This window comes from Arthrobacter sp. SE2, from assembly GCF_058244265.1.
Map to the genome: position 1 here is coordinate 211,561 of NZ_JBZAYA010000004.1, position 22,588 is coordinate 234,148.

General features: G+C 65.7%; 17 protein-coding genes. 7 read left to right on the forward strand and 10 right to left on the reverse strand.

Going from position 1 to position 22,588, the window contains the following annotated elements; translation table 11 throughout:
* Positions 1-6: 6 nt before the first annotated feature.
* Entirely contained in the window at positions 7-2,118 is a 2,112-nt protein-coding gene (locus tag AC4CS3_RS07770; RefSeq protein ID WP_490782916.1) for a DUF6807 family protein, read from the reverse strand.
* A gap of 156 nt (positions 2,119-2,274) precedes the next feature.
* On the reverse strand, positions 2,275-3,123 hold the full coding sequence (locus AC4CS3_RS07775) for a DUF1684 domain-containing protein (protein WP_490782917.1): 849 nt from the start codon (positions 3,121-3,123) through the stop codon (positions 2,275-2,277).
* Positions 3,124-3,413: 290 nt separating this feature from the next.
* Between AC4CS3_RS07775 and ppc the strand changes: the two genes are divergently transcribed.
* A complete protein-coding gene (ppc, locus tag AC4CS3_RS07780; RefSeq protein ID WP_490782918.1) occupies positions 3,414-6,212 on the forward strand; it encodes a phosphoenolpyruvate carboxylase in 2,799 nt (932 codons plus the stop codon).
* Positions 6,213-6,371: 159 nt separating this feature from the next.
* Entirely contained in the window at positions 6,372-6,677 is a 306-nt protein-coding gene (locus tag AC4CS3_RS07785; RefSeq protein WP_059388561.1) for a hypothetical protein, read from the forward strand.
* 19 nt (positions 6,678-6,696) lie between these two features.
* On the opposite strand, the gene AC4CS3_RS07790 is transcribed toward AC4CS3_RS07785, so the two are convergent.
* Positions 6,697-7,320: a DedA family protein gene (locus AC4CS3_RS07790; protein ID WP_490782919.1), complete on the reverse strand. Its 624-nt coding sequence runs from the start codon at positions 7,318-7,320 to the stop codon at positions 6,697-6,699.
* Positions 7,321-7,377: 57 nt separating this feature from the next.
* Here AC4CS3_RS07790 and AC4CS3_RS07795 point away from each other — a divergent pair, with 57 nt between their 5' ends.
* Positions 7,378-7,905: an O-acetyl-ADP-ribose deacetylase gene (locus AC4CS3_RS07795; RefSeq protein WP_490782920.1), complete on the forward strand. Its 528-nt coding sequence runs from the start codon at positions 7,378-7,380 to the stop codon at positions 7,903-7,905.
* 61 nt (positions 7,906-7,966) lie between these two features.
* Here AC4CS3_RS07795 and AC4CS3_RS07800 read toward each other — a convergent pair whose 3' ends face one another.
* From AC4CS3_RS07800 to AC4CS3_RS07810, 3 genes are all read right to left on the reverse strand, one after another.
* Positions 7,967-8,407: an SRPBCC family protein gene (locus tag AC4CS3_RS07800; protein WP_490782921.1), complete on the reverse strand. Its 441-nt coding sequence runs from the start codon at positions 8,405-8,407 to the stop codon at positions 7,967-7,969.
* A 372-nt stretch (positions 8,408-8,779) separates the two neighbouring features.
* Entirely contained in the window at positions 8,780-9,727 is a 948-nt protein-coding gene (locus AC4CS3_RS07805) for an RluA family pseudouridine synthase (RefSeq protein WP_490783051.1), read from the reverse strand.
* Between the two features lie 31 nt (positions 9,728-9,758).
* Entirely contained in the window at positions 9,759-11,417 is a 1,659-nt protein-coding gene (locus AC4CS3_RS07810) for an alkaline phosphatase family protein (protein WP_490782922.1), read from the reverse strand.
* Between the two features lie 236 nt (positions 11,418-11,653).
* Between AC4CS3_RS07810 and AC4CS3_RS07815 the strand changes: the two genes are divergently transcribed.
* Complete coding sequence (locus tag AC4CS3_RS07815; RefSeq protein ID WP_490782923.1) at positions 11,654-12,286, forward strand: ArsR/SmtB family transcription factor; 633 nt, start codon at positions 11,654-11,656, stop codon at positions 12,284-12,286.
* On the forward strand, positions 12,279-12,971 hold the full coding sequence (locus AC4CS3_RS07820) for an SRPBCC family protein (RefSeq protein WP_490782924.1): 693 nt from the start codon (positions 12,279-12,281) through the stop codon (positions 12,969-12,971). Before AC4CS3_RS07815 ends, AC4CS3_RS07820 begins: the two co-directional genes overlap by 8 nt.
* Before the next feature lie 69 nt (positions 12,972-13,040).
* Here the strand turns inward: AC4CS3_RS07820 and AC4CS3_RS07825 are convergent, their stop codons facing one another.
* Entirely contained in the window at positions 13,041-13,643 is a 603-nt protein-coding gene (locus AC4CS3_RS07825; RefSeq protein WP_490782925.1) for a TetR-like C-terminal domain-containing protein, read from the reverse strand.
* A 92-nt stretch (positions 13,644-13,735) separates the two neighbouring features.
* On the opposite strand from AC4CS3_RS07825, the gene AC4CS3_RS07830 reads away from it, so the two are divergent.
* Complete coding sequence (locus tag AC4CS3_RS07830; protein WP_490782926.1) at positions 13,736-14,224, forward strand: DUF4188 domain-containing protein; 489 nt, start codon at positions 13,736-13,738, stop codon at positions 14,222-14,224.
* 72 nt (positions 14,225-14,296) lie between these two features.
* On the opposite strand, the gene yczR is transcribed toward AC4CS3_RS07830, so the two are convergent.
* Positions 14,297-15,781 carry a MocR-like transcription factor YczR gene (gene yczR, locus AC4CS3_RS07835; protein ID WP_490782927.1) on the reverse strand — a complete coding sequence of 495 codons (1,485 nt, stop codon included), beginning with the start codon at positions 15,779-15,781 and terminating at the stop codon, positions 14,297-14,299.
* Between the two features lie 60 nt (positions 15,782-15,841).
* Between yczR and yczE the strand changes: the two genes are divergently transcribed.
* Complete coding sequence (gene yczE / locus AC4CS3_RS07840) at positions 15,842-16,462, forward strand: membrane protein YczE (RefSeq protein ID WP_490782928.1); 621 nt, start codon at positions 15,842-15,844, stop codon at positions 16,460-16,462.
* Positions 16,463-16,577: 115 nt separating this feature from the next.
* Here the strand turns inward: yczE and AC4CS3_RS07845 are convergent, their stop codons facing one another.
* Positions 16,578-17,501: an Fpg/Nei family DNA glycosylase gene (locus AC4CS3_RS07845; RefSeq protein WP_490782929.1), complete on the reverse strand. Its 924-nt coding sequence runs from the start codon at positions 17,499-17,501 to the stop codon at positions 16,578-16,580.
* Positions 17,494-22,518 carry an ATP-dependent helicase gene (locus AC4CS3_RS07850; RefSeq protein WP_490782930.1) on the reverse strand — a complete coding sequence of 1,675 codons (5,025 nt, stop codon included), beginning with the start codon at positions 22,516-22,518 and terminating at the stop codon, positions 17,494-17,496. Before AC4CS3_RS07850 ends, AC4CS3_RS07845 begins: the two co-directional genes overlap by 8 nt.
* Positions 22,519-22,588 lie beyond the last annotated feature (70 nt).

Genomic DNA, 22,588 nt, shown 5'->3' on the forward strand with positions numbered 1-22,588 from the left:
ACGGGTCTATCCTGCAGCGGAAGCCCTGCCGGCCGTCAGCTCGGCGACCTCGGCCGGAGACAGCTTGGCGTCGACGATCCACACGGTGAAGGAGCGGACCAAGGATTCGCCTGCGCCGAGCTTCACTGGTCGGTCCCAGGCCAAGGCGGAACCCACTGCGGGGTAATCAGCCATCCGGACGAACCAGGGATCCTGTGCCTCAGCCGGGGTGGCGAACACCAGAGTGGCGGGGCCTTCAGGAAAATCCGCGGCCCAGGCCAGCCACGGCGACGCCGAGCCGTGGACTTCGGATTCACCGGCCCTCTCAGCTGTGAAGACTTCTGCCCCGGAGCACGCAGGCAGGCGCCAGAAGAAGCCGCCGTAGCCGCTTCCGAGGGCTCCGTTGGAGCCGGGGCCGCCCAGCGAGGAATCGACGACGGCCCTCAGTTCTGTTCGGAGCTCGAGTTGCCACGTGCCGGGGTCGAGCAGGCTGGACCGGGCGGTGCGTCGTTCGCGGAGCAGTTCGGTGCCGTCCGGTGCCTGCCAGCTCAATTCCTGCTCCAGCAGGCCTGGACCGGACATTGTGGAGCGTTCGATGATGCGCCCGTGGTCTTGCCGTTCTTCGTAACGGCCTGCAGCGCGCGTGTACGTCTTGCCGCCCCAGAAATTGGTCCCGTTCACATCCTGCAAGGCGAATCCCGCGCCGAGGTGCCAGGAGTGGTCCGCTGGCAGATGGTCGGTGACGGTGACTCCGGCGAGGGTTCGGACCGGGTGCAGATAGGGCCGCGGGGAGAGCCGCGCGGCGAGGCCTGCGCCGCTCTGCAGGGTTGCCAATGCGACAGCGGCCTGGCCGCTTTCAATCGCAGAGGCGCCCGGCTCGCCGCCGCCGCTCGGCAGGCCGCCGTCGGGCAAGCTCAAAACCGGCCGATCGCTGTCGACGGCAGGCCGCGCCCACGGCACGCCAAGTTCGCTGAAGGTGGTGTGCGCCGCCGTCGAGCGTTCCAGGGCGTCTTCGATTCCGTTGATCACGGCACGGGCGGCGTCGCCTTCGCCCTCCCAGGTGACGTACTGCCCGGGGATCAGTGCGGGAGATTCTGCGGTGCGGATGGCCTCGAGGACCTGCATGAAGGCGCCGCTGTCCGCGAGCGGACTGATCAGCGGCGCGCCGGTTGCAAGGCCCTGCATGGAGCGTAGCTGGTGACGATGCTCCAGCAAGTCCTCGGTGAGGTCCACCCGGCTGTAGACCGTTTCGCGCTTCCCGGCGGCAGAGCTGACCGTGAGGCGGTCTTCGGTGTAGTGGAACACCGCCGTGCCTTCGCTGCCCTGCAGGGTGATGTACGGTTCCACGGATTCGGCGGCACAAAGAGTGAGCGCGCACGTGATGGGGAGGCCCGCGGCGGTGCGGATCCGGATCACGGAGGTGTCGTCGGATTCGATGTCGTTGGCGCGGTACAGGTCTGTTTCCACAGAGGCAAGATCGTCCACCGTCCGCGCCCCAGCGATCCTCAGCGCGGTGGCGATCGCGTGTGCCAGCGGGTTGGTTGCCACCCCGTCCACGACGTCGATGCCGTCCAGGCTGCGTTTGCCCGCCCATCGCGAGCGTTTGTAATAGGCGCGGTCACGCACCCAACGCCCGGTGGCCGAGATGCCCAGGAGCGTGCCGATCTCTCCCGCCGCAAGCAGTTCGTCAATGGCAGGGAGGGCCCGGGATCCGAGGCTTTGGAAGCCTACCTGGACGCTTCTGCCGGCCGCGGTGGCGGCTTCCTGCAGCTGATTGAAGTCGGCGAGGGAAGCGACTGGAGGCTTCTCGAGGTACAAATCGGCGTGGGAGAGCGTCGTGAGGGCGAGTTGCGCGTGCGTCTGGATAGGGGTGGCCACAATGACGAGGTCCAGCGCTGGGGTTCCTGCCAGAAGTTCGTCCAAGGTGCTGAATACCGCGGTTCCGGGCGGGAGGGCGCCGGGGGCAGGCGGATTCGGATCCGCTACTGCAACAAGGCGGACGACGCCGTTGGCCTGGAGCCTTTCGAGGTTCTGCAGGTGGTGCGCGCCGAAGCCGTGGACCCCAATAAGGGCCACCCTACTGGGCTCATGGCCGGGCTGTTTGTGTTCTGCCGGGACGGGTGTGGACAGGGTGCCCATGGCTCTCCTCATCTGTCCCCGAAGGCGGGGTAGCTGACGTCAGTGTCGGTTCAAAAGCTCCTGGTAAGCGCTTTCCAAGAAGAGTGTACCTTGGGTCGGGGGGAGATGTAACGCCCTCGGGTTACTACGTTTGGGCGACTGCGTTAGGGGCGATGTTTAGACGATCCGGCCGGCCGGTAGCTTTTCCCCCGCCTCGACCGCCACGTCGATCGAGTTTCCTGACACCGGCATAGGGCACGTGCCATACGGGGTGAAGGCGCTGGGGTAGTTGATGGCGCGGTTGAAGTCCAGGACTACGGACGCCCTTCCCTCGGAATCAACGCGGGGGCGCGAGACGGCCAGCTTGCGCCATTCGTCCGTGGTGTTGCCGTTCGTTTCGTCGTGGAAAGTGACAGTGAGGGCTCCGAGCTTCTCGGCCTCGGCGTGCAGCCGGATCTCGTGGGGAAGGCCTGGCGCCCGGAAAACGACTTCGCCGACGGATCGATGCACTCCGTCCACCAAAGGGTTGGCTGTCCCGATGGGCACATCCACCGGTTCGGGGTAGGCCTCGAACCGGCCCTCAAGCACCCAGTCCGGGGCGTATTCATATGTGGGAACGGCGTCGAACTCCGTCAACACCGGCGAAGAGCTGTCCCTGGTGCGAATGGCGTACTTGTCCGCGCGCATGGCCAGTTCCACCACCACCTCCGTGCCATCCGCGCCGCCGAACTGCACCCACATGAGCGATTCCTCGTCCTGCAGGGTGGCCGAAATCGTGCCGTCCACGGGAGCTCCCGTCTCCACGAGCGAGAGTCCATCGGCCGCGCCCGCGGTGAGTGTCGCCGTCGTGCCGTCCGTTGACCAAAGCCCCGGGACGAGCTCGACGGCGGCGGGCGCGGATTCGAGCCACTGGAAGGAGGTGAGGGTGAGCCAGCCGTGGTCCGCGGCGAGTGCGGCGTTGCGGCCGTTGCGGAAACGCTGCCAGCGTTCCAGCTGGGCGTTGCTTGCGGGGGCTGTTGCGCTCATGGTTCCTCCAGCGGCTCGGGATCTGTCGTTGGCTTAACCATGCACCGGTCACCACCATTCCCGGAACCCAACTGAGTCGCATTTGTTGTCGTTCTGAGGGCTGATAACGACAACAACTGCGAGCTAGTTGGGCGGGCAGGGCGGGGCGCGCGTGGAGCCAGCGACAACATTTGAGACGGATTGCCACCCCCGCAAGAGCTGCGGGTAAGATTCCCTAGGAATATTAGTAATCCGGCTCACAGTATCCAGCGCAGTGTACGGGCCACACCCAACGCCAGAAGGTATTTTTCATGGTTGACACTGCACATCTCAGCACCGATCTTGCCGCGGAACTGCGGGCCGATGTCCGCCGAGTCTCGACGCTTCTCGGGGAGTCGTTGGTCCGCCAGCATGGCCCCGAACTGCTCCAGCTCGTCGAGCAGGTTCGCCTGCTCACCAAGGAATCCAAGGAAGCCGCCCGCGGCGGCGCCGACGCCACAGGCCCGTGGAGCGCGCACGACGTCGTCGCCCAGGTCCGCGAGTTGCTCGCTTCGTTGCCCCTTGAGGAAGCCACCGAGCTGGTCCGTGCCTTCGCCTTCTATTTCCACCTTGCCAACGCCGCCGAGCAAGTGCACCGCGTCCGCGGACTCCGCACCCGCCAGGAAAAGGACGGCTGGCTGGCCAAAGCCGTGACTGAGATCGCCGACGAAGCTGGAACCCAGGCCCTGCAGGACGTGGTCAACGAGCTGGACGTTCGTCCTATTTTTACGGCGCACCCCACCGAAGCCTCGCGGCGTTCAGTACTGGACAAGATCCGCAAGCTCTCGGACGTCCTGGCCGAATCCACTGTTGAGGGCACGGCCGCGCGCCGCCGACAGGACCGCCAGCTCGCCGAGATCATCGACCAGATGTGGCAGACCGACGAACTGCGCCAAGTCCGCCCCACTCCCGTGGACGAGGCCCGCAACGCCATCTACTACCTGAGCAGCATCCTGACCGATGCCATGCCGGAAATGCTCACGGACCTTTCCGAGCTGCTCGCCGAGCACAGCGTTGTGCTGCCGGCGCACAACGCTCCCATCCGCTTCGGTTCCTGGATCGGCGGAGACCGCGACGGCAACCCGAACGTCACCGCTTCCGTCACGCGCGAGATCCTGCAGTTGCAAAACCAGCACGCCGTGCGGATCAGCATCTCGATGATCGACGAACTGATCTCCGTCCTCTCCAACTCGACGGCCCTCGTGGAGGCGGAAGAGGACCTCCTGGACTCGATCGCAGTCGACCTCAAGAACCTGCCCGGCCTGGACAAGCGCATCCTCGAGTTGAACGCGCAGGAGCCCTACCGGCTCAAGCTGACCTGCATCAAGGCCAAGCTCATCAACACTGGCCGCCGCGTGTCCGCATCCAGCCATCACGAACCCGGCCGCGACTACGCATCGACCTCGGAGTTGTTGGCTGAACTGGAACTGCTGGAAGCCTCGCTGCGGAAGCACTCGGCTGTGCTCGTGGCCGACGGAGCCCTGGCGCGGGTCCGCCGCGCGATAGCTTCCTTCGGGCTGCACTTGGCGACCCTCGACATCCGTGAACACGCCGACTACCACCACGACGCCGTCGGGCAGTTGGTGGACCGGATCGGCGTCGGGACCCCCTACGGCGAGTTGAGCCGCGCCGAACGCTTCGAACGGCTGAGCGCGGAGCTCGCTTCGCGCCGACCGCTGTCCGGCCACCCCATCAAGCTCGACGGCGACGGCGACCGCACCTACGACGTCTTCCGCAGCATCCGCCACGCCCTCCAGACCTACGGGCCCGACGTCGTCGAAACCTACATCATCTCCATGACCCGCGGCGCGGACGATGTCCTGGCTGCCGCGGTGCTGGCCCGCGAAGCCGGACTGATCGAGCTATTCGGCGCGGCTCCGTACGCCAAGATCGGCTTCGCTCCGCTCCTGGAAACCGTCGAGGAACTGCGTGCTTCGGCCGAAATCGTGGACCTGCTGCTCTCCGACCCGTCCTACCGTTCTTTGGTGCGGCTGCGTGGGGATGTCCAGGAGATCATGCTGGGATATTCGGACTCCAACAAGGAATCCGGCGTCATGACCAGCCAATGGGAGATCCACAAGACCCAGCGCAAGCTGCGCGACGTCGCCGCCAAGCATGGCGTCAACGTCCGGTTGTTCCATGGCCGCGGCGGCTCCGTGGGCCGTGGTGGCGGGCCGACCTACGACGCCATCATGGCCCAGCCCAACGGAGTGCTCGAAGGCGCCATCAAGTTCACGGAACAAGGCGAAGTCATCTCCGACAAATACTCCTTGCCGGAGCTCGCCCGCGAAAACCTTGAGCTCTCCTTGGCCGCCGTGATGCAGGGTTCCGCGCTGCACCGCACCCCGCGCACCTCGGACGACGAGCGCGAACGCTACGGCCACGTCATGGAGATCATTTCCGACGCCGCGTTTGCCCAGTACCGCACGCTGATCGACGATCCTGATCTTCCCGCGTATTTCCTGGCTTCGACGCCGGTGGAGCAGCTCGGATCCTTGAACATCGGCTCGCGGCCCTCCAAGCGCCCCGATTCCGGTGCAGGGCTGGGCGGTCTTCGGGCCATTCCGTGGGTGTTCGGTTGGACCCAGTCGCGGCAGATCGTTCCGGGTTGGTTTGGCGTGGGCTCAGGCCTGAAGGCCGCCCGCGAGGCAGGCAACACCGCCGAGCTTGCAGAGATGATGAAGCGCTGGCATTTCTTCCAGTCCGTGATTTCCAACGTGGAGATGACGCTGGCCAAGACGGACATGGACATCGCCGGGCACTACGTGTCTTCGCTGGTTCCGGAAGAGCTGCATCACCTGTTCAAGGCAATCCGCGCTGAGTACGATCTCACGGTTGCCGAAGTGGAACTCCTGAGCGGCGAAACCGAGCTCCTGGAAGCGCAGCCGACGCTCAAGCGTTCCCTCGAAATCCGCGACCAATACCTCGACCCCATCAGTTACCTGCAGGTGGAGCTGTTGCGCCGCGTCCGTGAAGTTTCCATTTCCGGTGCCGAGATCGACGAACGCCTCCAGAGGGCCATGCTCATCACGGTCAACGGCGTGGCCGCCGGCCTCCGCAACACTGGATAGCCCTCACTAACCTTCCTTCCGACGCTCGCTCACTTATGTAGGTCTTTTGGCGCACGCTCGCTCACATATGCCGGCATTTTCCTCGACGCTCGCTCACATGATGTGAGCCGGCGTTCTCGGCGGGAGCACCATTGGTGGGCGAGCGTTTAGGGTTGAGGGATGCCGTCGTTCCAGACCAAGTTGAAGATCACCGGGCTCAAGCCAGGCAATCCGCCGGAGTCGGTGATGGCCGCTGCGCTTGAGGCCTTGGAGACGCGTCATCATGTCGAATCCAATCAGCTGGACATTGTTGGCGGCGTCGCCCAGATCAGCCTCCGCTTCCTGGTGGAGCCGCGCGACTATCCCGGTGAGAACAGCGAGGCCCGCGCGTCGGCAGCCATGATGCGCGACGCCGTCGAACGCGTAGCGCTCACTGGGAACCTTTACGTTCTGCGCCGCAAGCGCGGCAAATGGTCGCCGGTTTGAGCCCGACGTCGGGACGCGCCTAAAGGTGGGGCGGCTCGCCAGGCTCGTCCACCGGCGAGCGGTCGCCCCGGCGACGCGTGACGATCACGCCCACCACGACGCCGATCAGCAGCCCCACGCCGACGCCGATCAGTGAGCTCGCCCAGAACGGAAGCTTCGTCGTCGAGCCCGTAAAGTAACCCAGCCCTGTCTGCCACGTGGCCCACAACAGGCCGCCCAAGCCGGCGCAGAGACTGAAGCCGCGGGAGGAAACCTCGGCGATCCCGGAAGCGGCCGACGCAGCAAGCCGCCCACCAGGGATGAACCGGGCGCCGATAATCGCGCCGTAGGTGGAGGATCGCCCGGCCCTGGCGATGGCCCGGTGGATGCCCTGATGGACTTTGCGGCCCCAGGCCCAGCGATCCAGGACATGCCCCAGGCGGCGCTTGAATAGTTGGAAAACGATCATGTCGCCCAGCCAAGAGGCGACGGCGGCCATCAAGCCCACGAGCCACAGGTTGACCCGGCCCTCGGCGGCCAGCGCGCCACCGGTGATCACCAGCATCTCGGACGGGATGGGCGGGAAGATCGCGTCGCCCACCACCATGGGGATGATCCAGAGATAGATCGCGGCTCCCCAGCCATCGGCGGTGGTGATGTCCATGGGCACAAATTACCCCACTTTGGTGCATCCACCGGAGTGTCGTGCAAGACTGGCGCCATGCGGCTCGAAATCCTGCAAGGTGACATCACCACGCGCGACGTCGATGCGATCGTCAACGCTGCCAACTCGTCGTTGATGGGTGGCGGGGGAGTGGACGGCGCGATCCACCGCGCCGCGGGCAGGGAGCTCTTGGCCGCGTGCATGGAGGTGCGCGGGCGGTACCCGCACGGACTGCCGGTGGGCCAAGCCGTGGCCACCCCCGGGTTCAGATTGCCTGCCCGATGGGTGATCCACACCGTTGGCCCCAACCGCCACGCGGGTCAGAACGATCCGGAACTGCTCGCGTCGTGTTTCCGCGAAAGCCTGAAAGTGGCGGCGTCCCTCGGGGCGAGTTCCGTTGCGTTCCCCGCAATCAGCGCGGGTGTCTACGGCTGGGACGCGCGCGACGTCGCCACGGTAGCGCTCGACGCCGTCAGCCGGTTCGGCGTCGAAAGCTCCAGCGGGCTGGAACTCGTCGAATTTGTGCTGTTCAGTCCCGAGACGACGGACGTGTTCCGGAGCGTGTTCGGGGATTCGGAAGGTTGAGGGAAGCCCGCGGGCTTTCGCGGGTGGCCTTTGCAGGTGGCGCGCGCTTTCGCGGGTGGCGTCAGGCGGACTGCGCCTCAAGCACGGATTTCAACTGCCCGAGCTGTCCGACTTCCGACTCCATGGTCTTGGTGATCATCGACCCCATGAGCTTCATGAAGCCCTTGGGCTGGAGATCCAAGGCAAAGCGTACGGTCGTGCTGCCGTTGTTCTCGTCCAGCGTGAAGGATCCTGTTGGGCGGGCCGGGCCGGCGACGACCTGGAAATCGAGTCGTTTGCCCGGCTGGGCTGCGATGATCTCGTAGTCTCCGGCGATCGTGCGGCCTCCGGGGCCTGCAATTGTCTGGGAGTACACGGCGCCTTTGTTGCCTGCTTCTCCGCTTGCGAGGGCGACAGTCTTGACGGCCGGACGCCACAGCTTGTTGTTCAGCCCGTCCGCCAGGAAGGCATAGACGTCGTTTGCGGGGCGGTTGATCGAGACTTCGTTTTCAGCGTGGGCCATGTGGTTCCTTTTCGCGGGACCGAACACCGCCCGCGGTCGTCGGGCCGGCAGAACTGAGCATATACGCCCGGTCCGGTTGGCAACGCCGAAACGCGCCACTGTTTCGGCGCCGCGGCGCAGGCCACCCACCCGTTACCCGGCGCTCGCTCACTTGTGTGGGTGTTTGACCGGACGCTCGCTCACTTGTGCCGCCCCCTTTTGCCCAGCCCTCCTGCAGATATGGCCTCAAGGTGGACATGTTCCTCGATTTAGGTGAGCGGGCGTTTGGGGAAAGGCCGTGATAGGTGAGCGGGCGTCCCGGGAAAGGCCGTGATAGGTGAGCGGGCGTTTGGGGAAAGGGCGTTATTGGTGAGCGCGGGTTTGGAGCGAGCGTCAGGCGGGGTGGGCTTCGCTTAACTCGAGTCGGCTCCGGTATTCCACGGGCTGCTTGCTGATGGGGTCAACGAATCGGATGCCGCGGGCCAGCAACTGGAGCGGCTTGGAGTAGTCGTCCGGGGCTTTGTCCAGCAGTTCGGGGTAGAACGCGTCGTTCACGATTCCCAGCCCGAGCGAAGCCATGTGCACGCGGAGCTGGTGGGTCTTGCCTGTGTGGGGCTCAAGCCGGTACAGCGCTCGGCGAGCGGCGGCGCCGTCGTGAGTGCCGCCGTCGAACGTTCTCAGCAGCTCAATGCGGGTCTCCGCGTTGGGTTCACCGTCGATCACTTCGGCGAGAAGGTAGCTCCGGGATTTGGTCATGCGATTGCGCACGACGGCGGGAAGGTCGACGGCGGGAAAGCCTGCGGCGGGTGCCGCGGCGGAGACGCACTCGTACTCCTTTTGCACCTGCCGTTTTTCGAAGAGTACCTGGTACTTGCCGCGGGTCTCCGGGTTGGTGGAGAGCAGCAACACCCCGGCGGTCATGCGGTCGAGACGGTGCATCGGGATGAGGTCTGGCAGGTCGAGGTGGTTCCGGAGCCGGACGAGCGCGGATTCCTGGATGTAGGTGCCGCCCGGGGTGGTCGGCAGGAAGTGCGGCTTGTCGGCCACCAGGAGGTGCTCGTCCTGGTGGAGGATGTTGATCTCCACCGGCATCCGGGTCTCCGGCGGGAGCGTGCGGTAGTACCAAATGAAAGTGTGTTCTTCGAGGGGCGTACCGCGGTCGAGGGGCGCGCCGCCTTCGCCCACGATTTCGCCGGCGTCGAACCTGTCCTCGATGCCTTGGGGGTCGATATGGCCCCAGCGGTGCATCATGTAGTCCATCGCGGTGTCCCAAGGCCCCTCGTCCGGGAGGCGCAGGCGGGTGGCGTTGACGCCGTCGCGCACTGGAAGGGGGGATTGCATCACCGGTCTATTCTACCGGGGCCGTAAACACCTAGTACGTCGTCCCGCCCGGCAAGATGACGGGTTTGATAGGTTGCTGGTTGAAGTTGAAGTCGTTCACCAAGCTGCCGAGCTGGGGGTTGTCCTCGCGGACGCCGGGCCGGGGATCTGGCCGTCCGTCCGTGGCCGGGTCGAGGCGTTGGCCGTGCAGGAAGTCGTCTTCGATGAACTTGGCGTAGGCATCGTGGCTGAGAATCTGGTGGTCGATATTGCCTTGTTTGGCGTAGGGGCTGATGACGATTCCCGGGACCCGGAGGCCGTAGCCGTTTTGGTCCACGGTGGGCGGGGCGACATGGTCGTAAAAACCGCCCCAGTCATCCCACGAGAGGAAAATGGCGGTGCTGTTCCAGTCCGGGCCGGACATGACTGCATTGATCAGGCCCGTGGCGTATGCCTGCCCGGTGCTGATCAGCGCCGGAGGGTGTTCGCTGACCGCTCCGGTGGGGTCGATCCAGCTCACGGCGGGCAATGTGCCCTTCTTGGCGGCGGCGTAGAAGTTGGTGAGGGACTGGATGTTGCCTAGCTGGCCGTCCTGCTTGACGGTGTCGAAGTAGGGTAGCGGATTCCAGATGCCCGGCGTCTTCGCGTTCTGGGCGACGGGAGCGCAGGACATGGCTGCGTCGTCTTGGCAATCGGGCTCTGTGCCGTTGAAGACGTAGTAGGCCCAGGGCACGTTCTGTTGGTGCAGCAGGTAGGTCAGATCGGTCCAGGCGTAGTCAGGGGGAGCAAGCAGTTTGGCGGCCGCCAGCAGCTTTTGCTTGAGCGCTTCGGGGAGGGTTGCTTTGTCGATGGCGGCCTGGCAACTCGTATAGGAATCCGAGCCGGCGCAGTTTTGCGTGATGAGGGCGTGCAGTTGCGCGGCAATGTCCGGGGTGATCCCGGCTGCAGTGAGCGCGTCCTGGCAGGCCTTGTTCTGCAGGCCGGCCCGGCATTTGCCGATGAGGGTGGACTGGATCGAGGTGGTGAAGTCTGGTGGACTGCCCGGATTCTGGAGGGCGTTCACACAGGATTGCGGGTCGCCCGCCCGGCTGCATTTGGCCGACCATTCCGAGACCATGTACAGGTGCTCGGGCAGGCTCCAGGAGGCGTTGGGTTCGAACATGTGGTCCTGCAACGTGAAGTCTTTGGCATACGCCCAGTAGTTGGGTAGGTCGCGCGCATCGTGGTAGCCCATCACGTCGCTTTGGTTGCCGCCCGCGCAGGCGGGGGCATTCGGTGCGCAGTTGCTCAAGGCCTTCTCGGCCTGGGCAATGAAGCCGTCCATTTTCCCGCCGTCGATGTCCGCAGTGGCATTGCTCTGGCTGTGCGGGCCACCGGAGTTCCGGTCAGAGGGGTCGTAGTACGGTTTCACGCACGAGCCATTGGCCGGATCCGGGACACACACCGCAGGGGAACCGTTCTGCATCGGAATCCCGTCCGCTCCCGGGAACGTCCCGAAGTAGCTGTCGAACGAGCGGTTCTCTTGCATGATGACGATGACATGCTGGATCTTAGAGATCCCCGGATCCACGGCAGAGGCGCCGGACTCCCCGCTGGCCGCGCCGGCCGCCACCAGTGTCCGGGACCAGAAGGAGCCGAAAAAGACGGCAGCGCCCACAAGCGCGATGACCGCGACGATCGACACGGCAGCGAGTGCGGGATGGTGTAACACCCAGGCCCGAATCCTCCCCTTGCGACGCCCGATTGGCCGATCGGCTCCGGACCCAGCGGGCGGACTATTGAACCTCATCTTGCACCTCAAGGACAGTGATACCCGCAGGGTACTCCTTCCCTGACCGCTGCGGTACAGCCCGGTACGGCAGCGTCGACGCGCCTGACGGCGTCCCGCAACCTCCGACGAGAAAAAAGTTCTTGACAAGAAAAGTTGTCGGTGAGCAGAATAGAAGCATGTTGGACATCGAAGTGATCGAGGACCCCGCCGCGGCGGAAGCGTCGCTGGACCCGATCCGCACCCGCATTCTGCAGGAGCTTGTCGAGCCCGGTTCCGCTACCCAGCTGGCGGTCAAGGTGGGCCTGCCCCGGCAGAAAGTCAACTACCATCTCAAGGCCCTTGAGCGTCATGGGCTCGTCGAGCTTGTGGAGGAAAGGAAGAAGGGCAACGTCACCGAACGCGTTTTGCGCGCGACGGCGGCGTCGTACCTGATCTCGCCGGTGGCGCTTGCATCCGTGGCGCCGGACCCCCGACGCTTCTCGGACCGCTTTTCCGCCTTCTGGCTCCTGGCCCTCGCGGCCCGGACGGTCCAGGAGATGGGCAAGCTGATAGCGGGCGCGGCCGCGGCCAAGAAGAAGCTTGCGAGCTTCGCAATCGACGGCGAAATCACCTTCCGATCGGCGTCGGACCGTGCCGCTTTTGCCGAGGAACTCGGCGTCGCGGTGACCCGGCTCGTGGACAAGTACCACGACGGCGGAGCTTCCGCGGCGGCGAGCGGCGCACGCAAGCACCGGCTCGTCGTCGTACTTCATCCCGCACTCAAGACAAATACGCAGCACTCTCCAGAAAAGGAACAGGACAATGACTGACAACCGTGAATTCGAAATCGTGGCCGACACCGAACTGCCCGGCACTCCTGAACGGGTCTGGCAGGCTGTCACCAAGGACACCTCGGCCTGGATGTTTCCCACCGATCAGTGGCCGGCCGTGAAAACCGTTGACGAATACCCCAGCCACCTTGTGACCCGCATGGACGGGCCGGACGGCTGGTTCAACCAGTTGGAGCACGTACTCGAACCGCTCGACGGCGGCCGGGCCAAGCTGCACTATGTCCACAGCGGCATCTTCGCGGACAACTGGGAGGGTCAGTACGACGGCGCCAGCAAGCACACCGAGTTTTACCTGCACACCCTGGGCCAGTACCTTCAGTACTTTGACGGCAAGCCCGTGGTCTTCACCGACATCCAGGGCCCGGCGGCCTCGCAGGCGCCCGACGGTTTCGTGCACCTGAAGAAGGCCCTCGGCGTGGATGGCGTTGCGCAGGGTTCGACTGTTGAGGTGGACGTCGACGGCGTGGGGCGGCTGAGCGGGGAGCTCGACTTCTCCAACCAGCACTTCCTGGGCCTGCGGACGGCCGACACCCTCTACCGCTTCTTCGGCCGCAACTCCTTCGGAGCCCCCATTGGCATGACGGTGCACGATTTCAGCGGCAGCGGCGATTCCGAACTGACCGCCAAGGCCTGGGGCGGGTTCCTGGAGAAGGTGTACGCCTGACCCCCCGGCCCGCCCAACTGACTCGCAGTTAACGTCGTTTTGAGCCCTCTAAACGACAACAAGTGCGAGTCAGTTGGGCTGGGGAAGCGAATCTGGCTCAGGCTGCCAGCCGCGTGCCACAGCATCCAGCGCCGCGTGGTAGATCCCTTCCCAGTCGGTTCCGGAGTCATTCATGTTCGCCAGTTCAAGGCTCACGAGGCCGTGGACCTGTCCCCAGATGGACATGGCGATCGTCGCGGCTTCGGCATCCCGAACGGTCCCCGCTTTCTGCGAGGCGGTCACGGCTTCCATGAGGGGAAGCATGGCTTCCGAGGCGACTGCCGGCGTCGGGCTGCAGTCCACATAGCTGGCAAGTGCGCCGCCAAACATGAGCCGGTATAGAGCTGGATGTTCCAGCGCCCAGGAGCGGTAGGCGAGGCCCAAGCCTCGGAGTCCACCGCTTTCGGCGAGCCGTTGCGAGTCGCCGAAGGAGCGGAATCCGTCGTCGACGGCGGCCGTCAGCAACTGTGCTTTGCCACCGAAAAGCGAGTAGATCGCTGTGGTTGAGGTCTGGGCAGTCGCGGCGACGTCCCGGAGCGTGACCCGCGTGGGGCCATCCCGGTCGACGAGTTCGGCCGTTACCTGAAGAAGCCGTTGCCGCACTAGCTGGTCGTGAACGATGGGTCTTGCCATGCCTCCAAGTGTTTCATAACATTGTTTCGTAACAATGTTATGAAACTTGATGAACGGAACTTGAGCTATCGTTCCCAGACCGAAGGATTCACATGGCACAGGAAATCTTCCCGGGACGTTTCACGGCGGACACCGGGCGCGAGTCGGTGACGGTATTCCTTATCGGAATGCGGGCCAATCGGTGGTGGAACATCGGCAAAGTGGCGCGCGTGGCATCGGCAATGCCCACCATGCTCCGCCATCTCGCAACACATCCCGAGTCCGGGATGCTCGGCTGCGAACAGTGGTTCGGGCGCACCACCATGTTGCTCAGCTATTGGGAGAGCCCCGAGCATCTAAGGCGCTTCGCCGCGGACAGGGATTCGCCGCACTTGGGGCCGTGGCGACGTTTCATGAAGGAAGTCTCGGGAAGCGGTGACATTGGCGTCTGGCACGAAACCTACCAGGTGCCGGCGTCGGGAATTGAGGTGGTCTACAACGGCATGCCGCAGTTTGGCCTGGCCAAAGCCACCTCGCATGTCCCGGTCGGTCCGGGCACCAACACCGCCAAGCAGCGCATGGGTGCCGGGCAACCCAACTGACTCGCACTTAATGTCGTTTTGAGCCCTCAAAACGACAACAAATGCGAGTCAGTTGGGGGGGCGGGTAGCGCGCTACGCGACGGCGGCGGCTTCCTTGGGTGCCTTCAAGGTCCTCCGGAGCTGCGGCGACGCGTCGATCCTGGCTTGGGCATCGCGGAGTGCCAGCACCGCCGTCTCAAGCTGGGTCGGCGCGAGCGTGTACGGGACACGCATGAAGTGCTCGAAAGCCCCGCCGACGCCGAAGCGCGGCCCTGCTGCCAGCCGCACGCCGAAGTCCGGGGCGACGACCGTGAGCGCGGTACTCGACGGCGTGGGCAACCTGCACCATGCCGTCAGCCCGCCGCGCGGACGCTCCACGTGCCAATCGGGCAGATGCTCGGCCAGTAGTCCAAGGAGCGCTTCCCGGTTCCGCCGCAGCTCCGCAAGCCTGGCGTCCAGCGGTTCAGCGAAGGCCCGGAGCAGCCGAGCCGCAGCCAATTGCTCGACGATAGGGCCGCCCAGATCCATCGTCGTCCGCGTCTGCACAAAGCGGTTGATCAGGTCCACTTCAGCGCGGATCCACCCTGTCCGGAGCCCGGCCCAATGGGATTTGCTGAGCGAACCGAGGGTCACCACGGCCGGACTGAACGCCGCGAGCGGCGAGGTGCTGACATCGTCGAGGTTCAGCTCCCGCAGTGTCTCGTCCACCACCAGGACGGTGCCCGTTCCTGCCGCCTCGCGGACCAGGCGGCGGCGCTGAAGGTTGGACATTATCCGCCCAGTGGGGTTGTGGAAGTCCGGCACGAGGTAGGCCATGGCCGGACGTTGGTGGCGCATCGCCGCCACCATGCCGTCGATATCCCAGCCGCCCGACGTCGGCTCCGCTCCACCGCCCGACGTCGGCTCCGCTGCAGGCGGCATCGGCACCGGAACCGTGCGGGAGCCCGAAGCTCGGATTGCGTCGAGAGCGTTGGGGTAGCTGGGATGCTCCACGAGGACCTTCTGCTGCCGCCCGGCGAGGGTCTTCAAGATAATGTTCAGTGCGTGCTGGGCCCCCGAAGTCACCAGTATCTGGGCGGCCGTGGTGGGGATGCCGGCTGCCGCGTAGCGGTCCGCGATGGCTTCCCGGAGGCTCGGGAGGCCGACCGCGTCGTAGCCAAAACCGGGCAGCAACGCCGGAAGGTCAATCAACGCATCGGCGAATGCGCGGTGCACCACTTCACCCGTGGCCGGCAATGAAGCATAGGCGAGGTCAAGAATCCCATCCGGAACCGCGAGGCCGGGTCCGCTGACGGGAACCGTCCGGTGCGGAATGCCCGTCCGGCCCCGGCTGCCCTGGCCGCCGCTGAGGAACCCTTGCTCGCGCAGGCTGGCATACGCGGCGGTAACGGTGGTCCGGCTGACGCCCAACGTGACGGCAAGCGCGCGTTCACTCGGTAGCGCGACATCGAGCGGGATGCGCCCGTCCATCACCAAAAGGCGCACGACGTCGGCAAGCTCGCGATACGCGGGAGCGGCGCCAGTGTTCCACGGGCCGAGGAGACGCACCATGGCTGTGGGGTTCAGGGATCCGGGCATAAGACCAGTATTGCAAACTGGCTATGGAAAGCAATGCCAGTTTTCGGGGAGCATGGTTTCATGATGACCCGCAGAATCACCCAGCTCCTGATCGGCCTCGCAATGTATGGGATCTCCCTGGCCATGTTCATCCGGGCCGGCCTTGGCCTGGATCCCTGGGATGTGTTCCACCAGGGCGTCGCGGGAAGGATCGGGTGGAGCATCGGCACGGTCGTGGTGGTTGTCAGCTTCCTGGTCCTTCTCCTCTGGATACCGCTGCGGCAGATGCCCGGTTTCGGAACCCTCGCCAACGCCGTACTCGTGGGTGTCTTCGCGGACATCGGCCTGGCCCTGATCCCCGCGTTCTCGCACCTGGGTGGCCAGATCGCCATGCTCGCCGGCGCCGTGGTCCTCAACGGCATCGCCTCCGCTTGCTACATCGGCGCACGTCTTGGACCGGGAGCCCGCGACGGACTCATGACGGGACTCGCCCGCCGCACGGGCTGGTCCGTGCGCTTGTCCCGGACGTTGATCGAGGTTGTCGTTCTCGGTGTGGGCTGGCTGTTGGGTGGGTCCGTCGGCGTGGGAACCGTTGTCTATGCCTTGGCCATTGGGCCGGTGGTGCAACTATTGCTACCCCTGTTCACGGTTCCGGTGAAGGCTCCCCAGCGTCCGGTGGAAGCGGTGCCGGCCGCGCCGTGACGCGGATACTCCCTGGCGTCGCGCGAACTCGTTGGTGACACCCGAATCCGGGTGTCACCAACGGAATTTCTGTGTCACTAACGAATTTCGGTGTCGCCGCGCGATTCCTCCAGCGTCAAGGACCGGGCTGGCACTTCGGGCAGAAGTAGATGGTCCGGTCTTCCAACCCCGACGCCGGTCCCAGTAGCCCGCGGCGAATGGGCGTACCGCAGCGAAGGCACGGCTGGTGCTCGCGGCCATACACCCAATAGCCGGAGCGGGGAATCCCCCGGACTCCAGGGAACGCGGTGCCACGCGTCATCCTTCGCCCCGGTCCTAGGTTGGCCTCGAGCAGGCCCTTGGCCTCGCCGAGCATCTTCGCCAGATCCGGCACAGCCGACACCGGCGAGGCCGGATGCACCCCAGCCAGGAAACACGCCTCGCAACGGTAGATGTTGCCGATGCCGGCGAGGTTCCGCTGGTCCAACAGTGCGACGCCGATCGGAGTGTCCGGTGCGGCCCGCAGCCGGCGAACGGCCTCTTCGGCGTCCCAGCCCGGCCCTAGCAGGTCCGGGCCAAGGTGCCCCACTACGCGGGACTCGTCCGGGGTCGGGATTACTTCCAGGATTCCCAAAGAGAAGCCGACGACGTCGGCCGTCGCCGTGCGGAGGACGCACCTGGCCGTGTGGCCGGGTTTCCTCCAGCCACCGCCGGGGGCATAGACCTGCCAGCTTCCCTCCATTTTCAGGTGCGAATGGATGGTCAGGGCGCGCCGGGGCCGTGCGGCCGCAGCCCAACCGGCCTCGTCCGGCGAGGCCGCCGCCGATCCGGCCTCGGCGCTCCCGGTCGCCGCCGATCCGGGGGCGGCCGAACCCGCAGTCGGCTCCAGCAAGCGCATAAGCAAGTGCTTTCCGCGTGGCACCACTTCGGACACAGTCCATCCGGCCAGGTTTAGGGTGGCGAACCTGGGTACCCGGAAGTCAGAGGAGACAAGTGTCTGCCCGGCAAGGGCCTTGTGCAGCTCCGCGGCAGCCCGCCAGATCGAGTCGCCCTCAGGCACGGATCCTCAAACCCTTCGGCGTGGAGTACGCTCCGGCAGCCGCAAGGGCAAAAGCCACGGGGGTGTCGAGGAGGTCATGGCCATTGACCTTTTCCATGATCAATTTGTCCACTGCTCCCCGCCGCACCACGCCTACAAGCGCCGCAGCGGCAGCCGCCAGGACGGCGTCGTCATGGCTGAAAGTGAGCAGGGTCTTCCCTCCGCGTTCGACGTACAAAACCAAAGCACCGTCGACCATGATCACCAAGGCCCCTGCCTTCCGCCCCGGACGGTGACCCGATCCGGCGTCGACTGCCAACGCGGGCCACGGGAGGGCCGCGCCGTACGGGTTGGCGGGATCCGTGGAGGCCAGGGCCAAGGCGACAGGCTCGGCCTTGGCGAGTTGGGCATCCTCCGTGAATGAGCGCAAACGGTCCACAGTCGCCGGCACGGCAAACTGGGCGGCCCCGAGGTGCTCGATGAAGTAGCCGCGACGGCACCGCCCTGCTTCTTCGAGGCGCGCGAGGACCTTGTACATCAGCCCGAATCCGCCCACGATGTTCTCCACCATGACAGAGCCGCGGGTCACGACGCCGTACCTGTCGAGGAGGAGTTCGGCGGTGCCGCGTGCATGGATCGTGGGGTCGAGCTCAGGAGCCGGCAATGCCGACCAGCGTCCAACGGCGAGCGGGGGAGTGGGAGCCGTTCCGGTGACCGAGCCGTAGCGTCCGCCAGTGAGTCCTGGCGATCCCATCAAGCCCGTGCCGTGCGAGCGGCCGAGCCTGCTCATGCGCAGGGACCTGGCCCGCGGCGGCCGGGCTGGCTGCTTGTGTGCCGTGCGGCCGCCTGCGATCATCGCACGGACGGGGGCGAAGGTGTCGCCCGTGATGCGGCCGGCCCAGACGAGATCCCACAGGGCGGCGACCACGGCGTCGTCGCTGAGGACCGCATCCATGCCGCCCGCAACCTCGGTGAGCTGCCGGAAGAAATAGGCGCCCCCACCGGTCTCCAGGTATTCCAGAAGGCGGAGTTGGGCATCGCCGGGCTCGAAATCAGGGTCCGGGTTGAGCGTCAGTTCCGCGGCTTCGGCCACGTGGAGGCTGATCCAACCGTCGTTCCCGGGCAGCGAGCCGGCTCCGGACCACAAGACTTCGCCTGCGGCCATGAGCTCGTCCAACATGGCCGGTTGATAGTCGGAGATCCGGCTGGCCAGCACCAGAGGCTCCCAGGCCGACGCCGGAACGGGGACGCCGGAGAGCTGATCGATGGCGGTCATGATGCCGTCGAGCCCGCGCAGCGCCGGAGCACCCCGGGAACGGCCGGCAGAGGGCACGGACACGTTTTGCCAGGCGGGGAGGAACCGGCCGTAGGCGGCAGCGTCCACCGGCTCCACTTCGGCGCGCAGCGCGGCCAGTGAACGACGCCGGAGCTTGCGCAGCACTTCGGAATCGCACCACTCGCTACTAAAGGGGACTCCGCGGATCGGCACAGCCGGGAGTTCCGGCGCCTCCAACAACTCCGCCCGTTCATCGGGAACCGTGTCCGGCGCGCTCGGGTGCGGGCGGAACTCGCCCTCAACAACACGGCCGTCCGCCGCCAAGCGCTTCAGTGCGGTGCCCACGACGGCGACACCCAGTCCGAGCCTCGCAGCAGCTTCCTCGGCCGTGAACGGTCCGTGGGTCCGCGCGTAACGGGAGACCAGATCCTCGAGTGGATCGTGGACGGGTTCGATGAAGGCGAGCGGCACTCCCATGGGCAGTGGAACGCCGATGGCATCCCGGAGCCGGGCCGCATCCTCGATTGCCGCGAATCGTTCGACGCCGCTGAGGGTCACGGTGAGGGCGCGATTGGCCTTGCGCAACGCCGCCAGATGCAACGCAGCCAGATGCGATCCGGCCGCCAGCTGCATCGCCGCCGGATCCGGGGAGGCTTCCACCCCTTCGGGCTGCAAGCGGGCAGCCACTTCTTCGATGCTCAGGGGGCCCAGCAGGCGCAGCAAGTCGGCGACGCCTTCCATGCCACGGACCCGCCGGTCCGGTGCCAGCCGCTGGAGCTCAAGCTCGGTGGCCTCAATGACCTTCGCGTCCAGGAGTTCGCGCAGTTCCACCCTGCCCAGGAGCTCGTTCAGGAGCGTGGAGTCAAGGGCCAAAGCCGCGGCCCTGCGTTCGGCGAGCGGAGAATCGCCCTCGTACAGGTACTGAGCCACGTACCCAAAGAGCAGCGACTTGGCGAAGGGGGAGGGCTGCTGCGTGGTGGTTTGAACCAAGCGCAGTTCCCGGCGCTCGATCGAGGCGGCAATGTCTTTCAACGCCGGGAGGTCGTAGACGTCCTGCAAGCATTCACGCACGGTTTCGAGGACGATGGGGAATGAAGGGTATTTCTTGGCGACGTCCAGCAATTGCGCCGAGCGTTGCCGTTGCTGCCAGAGGGGCTGCCTTTTCCCAGGATTCTGCCGCGGCAACAACAGCGCACGCGCGGCGCACTCGCGGAAGCGCGAGGCGAACAAAGCACTGCCGCCAACCTCCGCCGTCACGATCTGCTCAAGTTCCTCCGGATCGAACAGGAACAGCTCAGCCCCGGGCGGTTCGTCCTCCATCATCGGCACCCGCAGCACGATGCCGTCGTCGGCGGCCATGGCGGAACCGTCCAGCCCGTAGCGCTGCTGGAGCCGCTGCCCGACGGCGAGGGCCCACGGCGCGTGGACCGGCATGCCGAAGGGGCTGTGCAGGACGACCCGCCAGTCGCCGAGTTCGTCGTGAAACCGTTCGACGACGAGTGTCCGGTCATTGGGGACGACCTCTGTCGCCTGCTTCTGTTCGCCCAAATACTGGAGCAGGTTGCCGGCGGCGAAGTCGTCCAGCCCGCTGGCCTTGCAGCGTTCCAGCGCAGGACCTTGATCCGAAGCGGAAAGTTCACGCACGAATGCTCCGAGTGCCCGGCCGAGATCCACCGGCCGGCCCAGGGAATCGCCCTTCCAGAAGGGGAGTTTTCCAGGCTGGCCGAAGGCGGGCGAGACGAGGACGCGGTCGTGCGTGATGTCCTCGATTTTCCAGCTGGTGGCGCCGAGGGCGAAGATGTCCCCGACGCGTGATTCGTAGACCATTTCTTCGTCGAGCTCACCGACGCGTCGGCCGCCTTTGGCAGCGCGCGACGCCGGACTGGGCTCCTGTGCGGACGCCGCACCGTTCTGGCCGGATCCGGAAGCAGATCCAGAACCTGAGCCTTCCGTCTCGGTGCCGATGATGTAGACGCCGAAGAGTCCGCGGTCGGGGATGGTTCCGCCCGAGGTCACGGCAAGGCGCTGTGCTCCCGGGCGGCCTTCGATGGTGCCGGCGTTCCGGTCCCAGATGATGCGCGGCCGGAGTTCGGCGAATTCGTCAGAGGGATACCGTCCGGCCAGGAGGTCCAAGGTGGCTTCGAAAGCCGAGCGTGGCAGGGTGGCGAACGGAGCGGACCGGCGGACGGTGGCGAACCATTCCTCGACGTCGATGCTTCCCAGAGCGGTGGCGGCGACCGTTTGTTGGGCGAGGATGTCCAAGGGATTGGCGGGAACATGGAGGCGTTCGATTTTCCCGCTCAGCATCCGTTCCACGGTGATGGCGGTGTGGACGAGGTCTGCCCGGTGTTTGGGGAAGAGCACGCCTTCGGAAATCTCACCCACTTGGTGGCCGGCGCGGCCTACCCGCTGGAGTCCGCTGGCCACCGATGGCGGCGACTCGACCTGGACCACCAGGTCCACGGCACCCATATCGATGCCGAGTTCCAGGGATGACGTCGCTACGACACACCGCAGACGTCCTGACTTGAGGTCGTCCTCGATGAGTGCCCGCTGGTCCTTGGACACGGAACCGTGGTGCGCACGGGCCAGGACCGGATCGGCGCCGCTCGTGCTTCCGGCCTGGGCCATCATGTGGGCGGGCGTCGCCGTCGAGGACGGCAGCCCCGAGGGTGTCGGCCCCGCGGACGGCCCTCCGAAATCAACCGCCACCGAATCCGACGCGGCAGAAAACACATCCGCCGCCATGAGCTGGCGCTCAGCGTAGATCTCGTTCAGCCGTGCCGTGAGTCGCTCCGCGAGACGCCGGGAGTTGGCAAACACAATGGTGGACTGCTTCGACAGCACAAGATCAACGATCTTCTCCTCGACATGCGGCCAGATAGACGCTTGCGGTTGAAGTCCGGAGGCTGGCCCGGAGTCGAAGGCGCCCGCAGCTCCCGCCAGGTCCGACATGTCCTCCACAGGAACGCTGACGCTGAGGTTCCAGTTCTTGTGCGATGGCGGCGCGACGATTTCCACGGGTGCCGAGCCCGCCAGAAACTGTGCGACCAGCTCGCGCGGCTCCACGGTGGCCGAGAGGCCGATCCGTTGGGCGGGTTTCGGCAGCAATGCATCAAGCCGTTCCAACGACACCGCGAGGTGCGCGCCACGCTTGGTACCTGCAACCGCGTGGACCTCGTCGACGATCACGGTGTCCACCTCGCTGAGCGTCTCCCGGGCTTTGGACGTCAGCATGAGGAACAAGGACTCGGGCGTGGTGATGAGGATGTCCGGCGGGTGGCTGAGCAGCGCGCGGCGGTCCGCCGTCGTCGTATCTCCTGAGCGGACGCCGACGCTGACAAGCGGGGCCGGCAATCCGAGCCGTTTGGCGGTCTGGGTGATGCCGATCAGCGGCGAGCGGAGGTTCCGTTCGACGTCGACGCCGAGTGCTTTGAGGGGCGAGATGTACAGGACACGGGTCTTGCGTTTGGGGGTTCTGGCGCGGCCGCTTGTTTCCTCAAGACCCGGAAGGGCGTCCGGCGAAGCAGCCGGCGACACGGACAAGAGCCGGTCCAGCGCCCACAGGAATGCTGCGAGCGTCTTGCCGGAACCAGTAGGTGCCACCACGAGGGCGTGCGATCCGGAAGAAATGGCTTTCCATGCACCGTCCTGGGCAGGTGTGGGCGCGGAGAAAGCACCGAGGAACCACTCGCGCGTGGCAAGGCTGAAACGGGCCATGGCCGTATGGCCCGGACCGCCCGGTAGCTCCTGCTCCTGCATTCCTCCATCATGCCTCACGGCGCTGACACAATCAGGAACAGCGCAGGATAAGGCTCAGGCGCTAACCCGC

Excerpts from the sequence above, each read along its gene's own strand:
- AC4CS3_RS07785 (WP_059388561.1), top strand. The coding sequence starts at position 6,372 with ATGCCGTCGTTCCAGACCAAGTTGAAGATCACCGGGCTCAAGCCAGGC.
- AC4CS3_RS07800 (WP_490782921.1), bottom strand. The coding sequence starts at position 8,407 with ATGGCCCACGCTGAAAACGAAGTCTCGATCAACCGCCCCGCAAACGAC.
- AC4CS3_RS07825 (WP_490782925.1), bottom strand. The coding sequence starts at position 13,643 with ATGGCAAGACCCATCGTTCACGACCAGCTAGTGCGGCAACGGCTTCTT.
- AC4CS3_RS07830 (WP_490782926.1), top strand. The coding sequence starts at position 13,736 with ATGGCACAGGAAATCTTCCCGGGACGTTTCACGGCGGACACCGGGCGC.
- AC4CS3_RS07790 (WP_490782919.1), bottom strand. The coding sequence starts at position 7,320 with ATGGACATCACCACCGCCGATGGCTGGGGAGCCGCGATCTATCTCTGG.
- AC4CS3_RS07770 (WP_490782916.1), bottom strand. The coding sequence starts at position 2,118 with ATGGGCACCCTGTCCACACCCGTCCCGGCAGAACACAAACAGCCCGGC.
- AC4CS3_RS07795 (WP_490782920.1), top strand. The coding sequence starts at position 7,378 with ATGCGGCTCGAAATCCTGCAAGGTGACATCACCACGCGCGACGTCGAT.
- AC4CS3_RS07820 (WP_490782924.1), top strand. The coding sequence starts at position 12,279 with ATGACTGACAACCGTGAATTCGAAATCGTGGCCGACACCGAACTGCCC.
- yczE (WP_490782928.1), top strand. The coding sequence starts at position 15,842 with ATGATGACCCGCAGAATCACCCAGCTCCTGATCGGCCTCGCAATGTAT.
- AC4CS3_RS07850 (WP_490782930.1), bottom strand. The coding sequence starts at position 22,518 with ATGCAGGAGCAGGAGCTACCGGGCGGTCCGGGCCATACGGCCATGGCC.
- yczR (WP_490782927.1), bottom strand. The coding sequence starts at position 15,781 with ATGCCCGGATCCCTGAACCCCACAGCCATGGTGCGTCTCCTCGGCCCG.
- ppc (WP_490782918.1), top strand. The coding sequence starts at position 3,414 with ATGGTTGACACTGCACATCTCAGCACCGATCTTGCCGCGGAACTGCGG.
- AC4CS3_RS07805 (WP_490783051.1), bottom strand. The coding sequence starts at position 9,727 with ATGCAATCCCCCCTTCCAGTGCGCGACGGCGTCAACGCCACCCGCCTG.
- AC4CS3_RS07775 (WP_490782917.1), bottom strand. The coding sequence starts at position 3,123 with ATGAGCGCAACAGCCCCCGCAAGCAACGCCCAGCTGGAACGCTGGCAG.
- AC4CS3_RS07815 (WP_490782923.1), top strand. The coding sequence starts at position 11,654 with ATGTTGGACATCGAAGTGATCGAGGACCCCGCCGCGGCGGAAGCGTCG.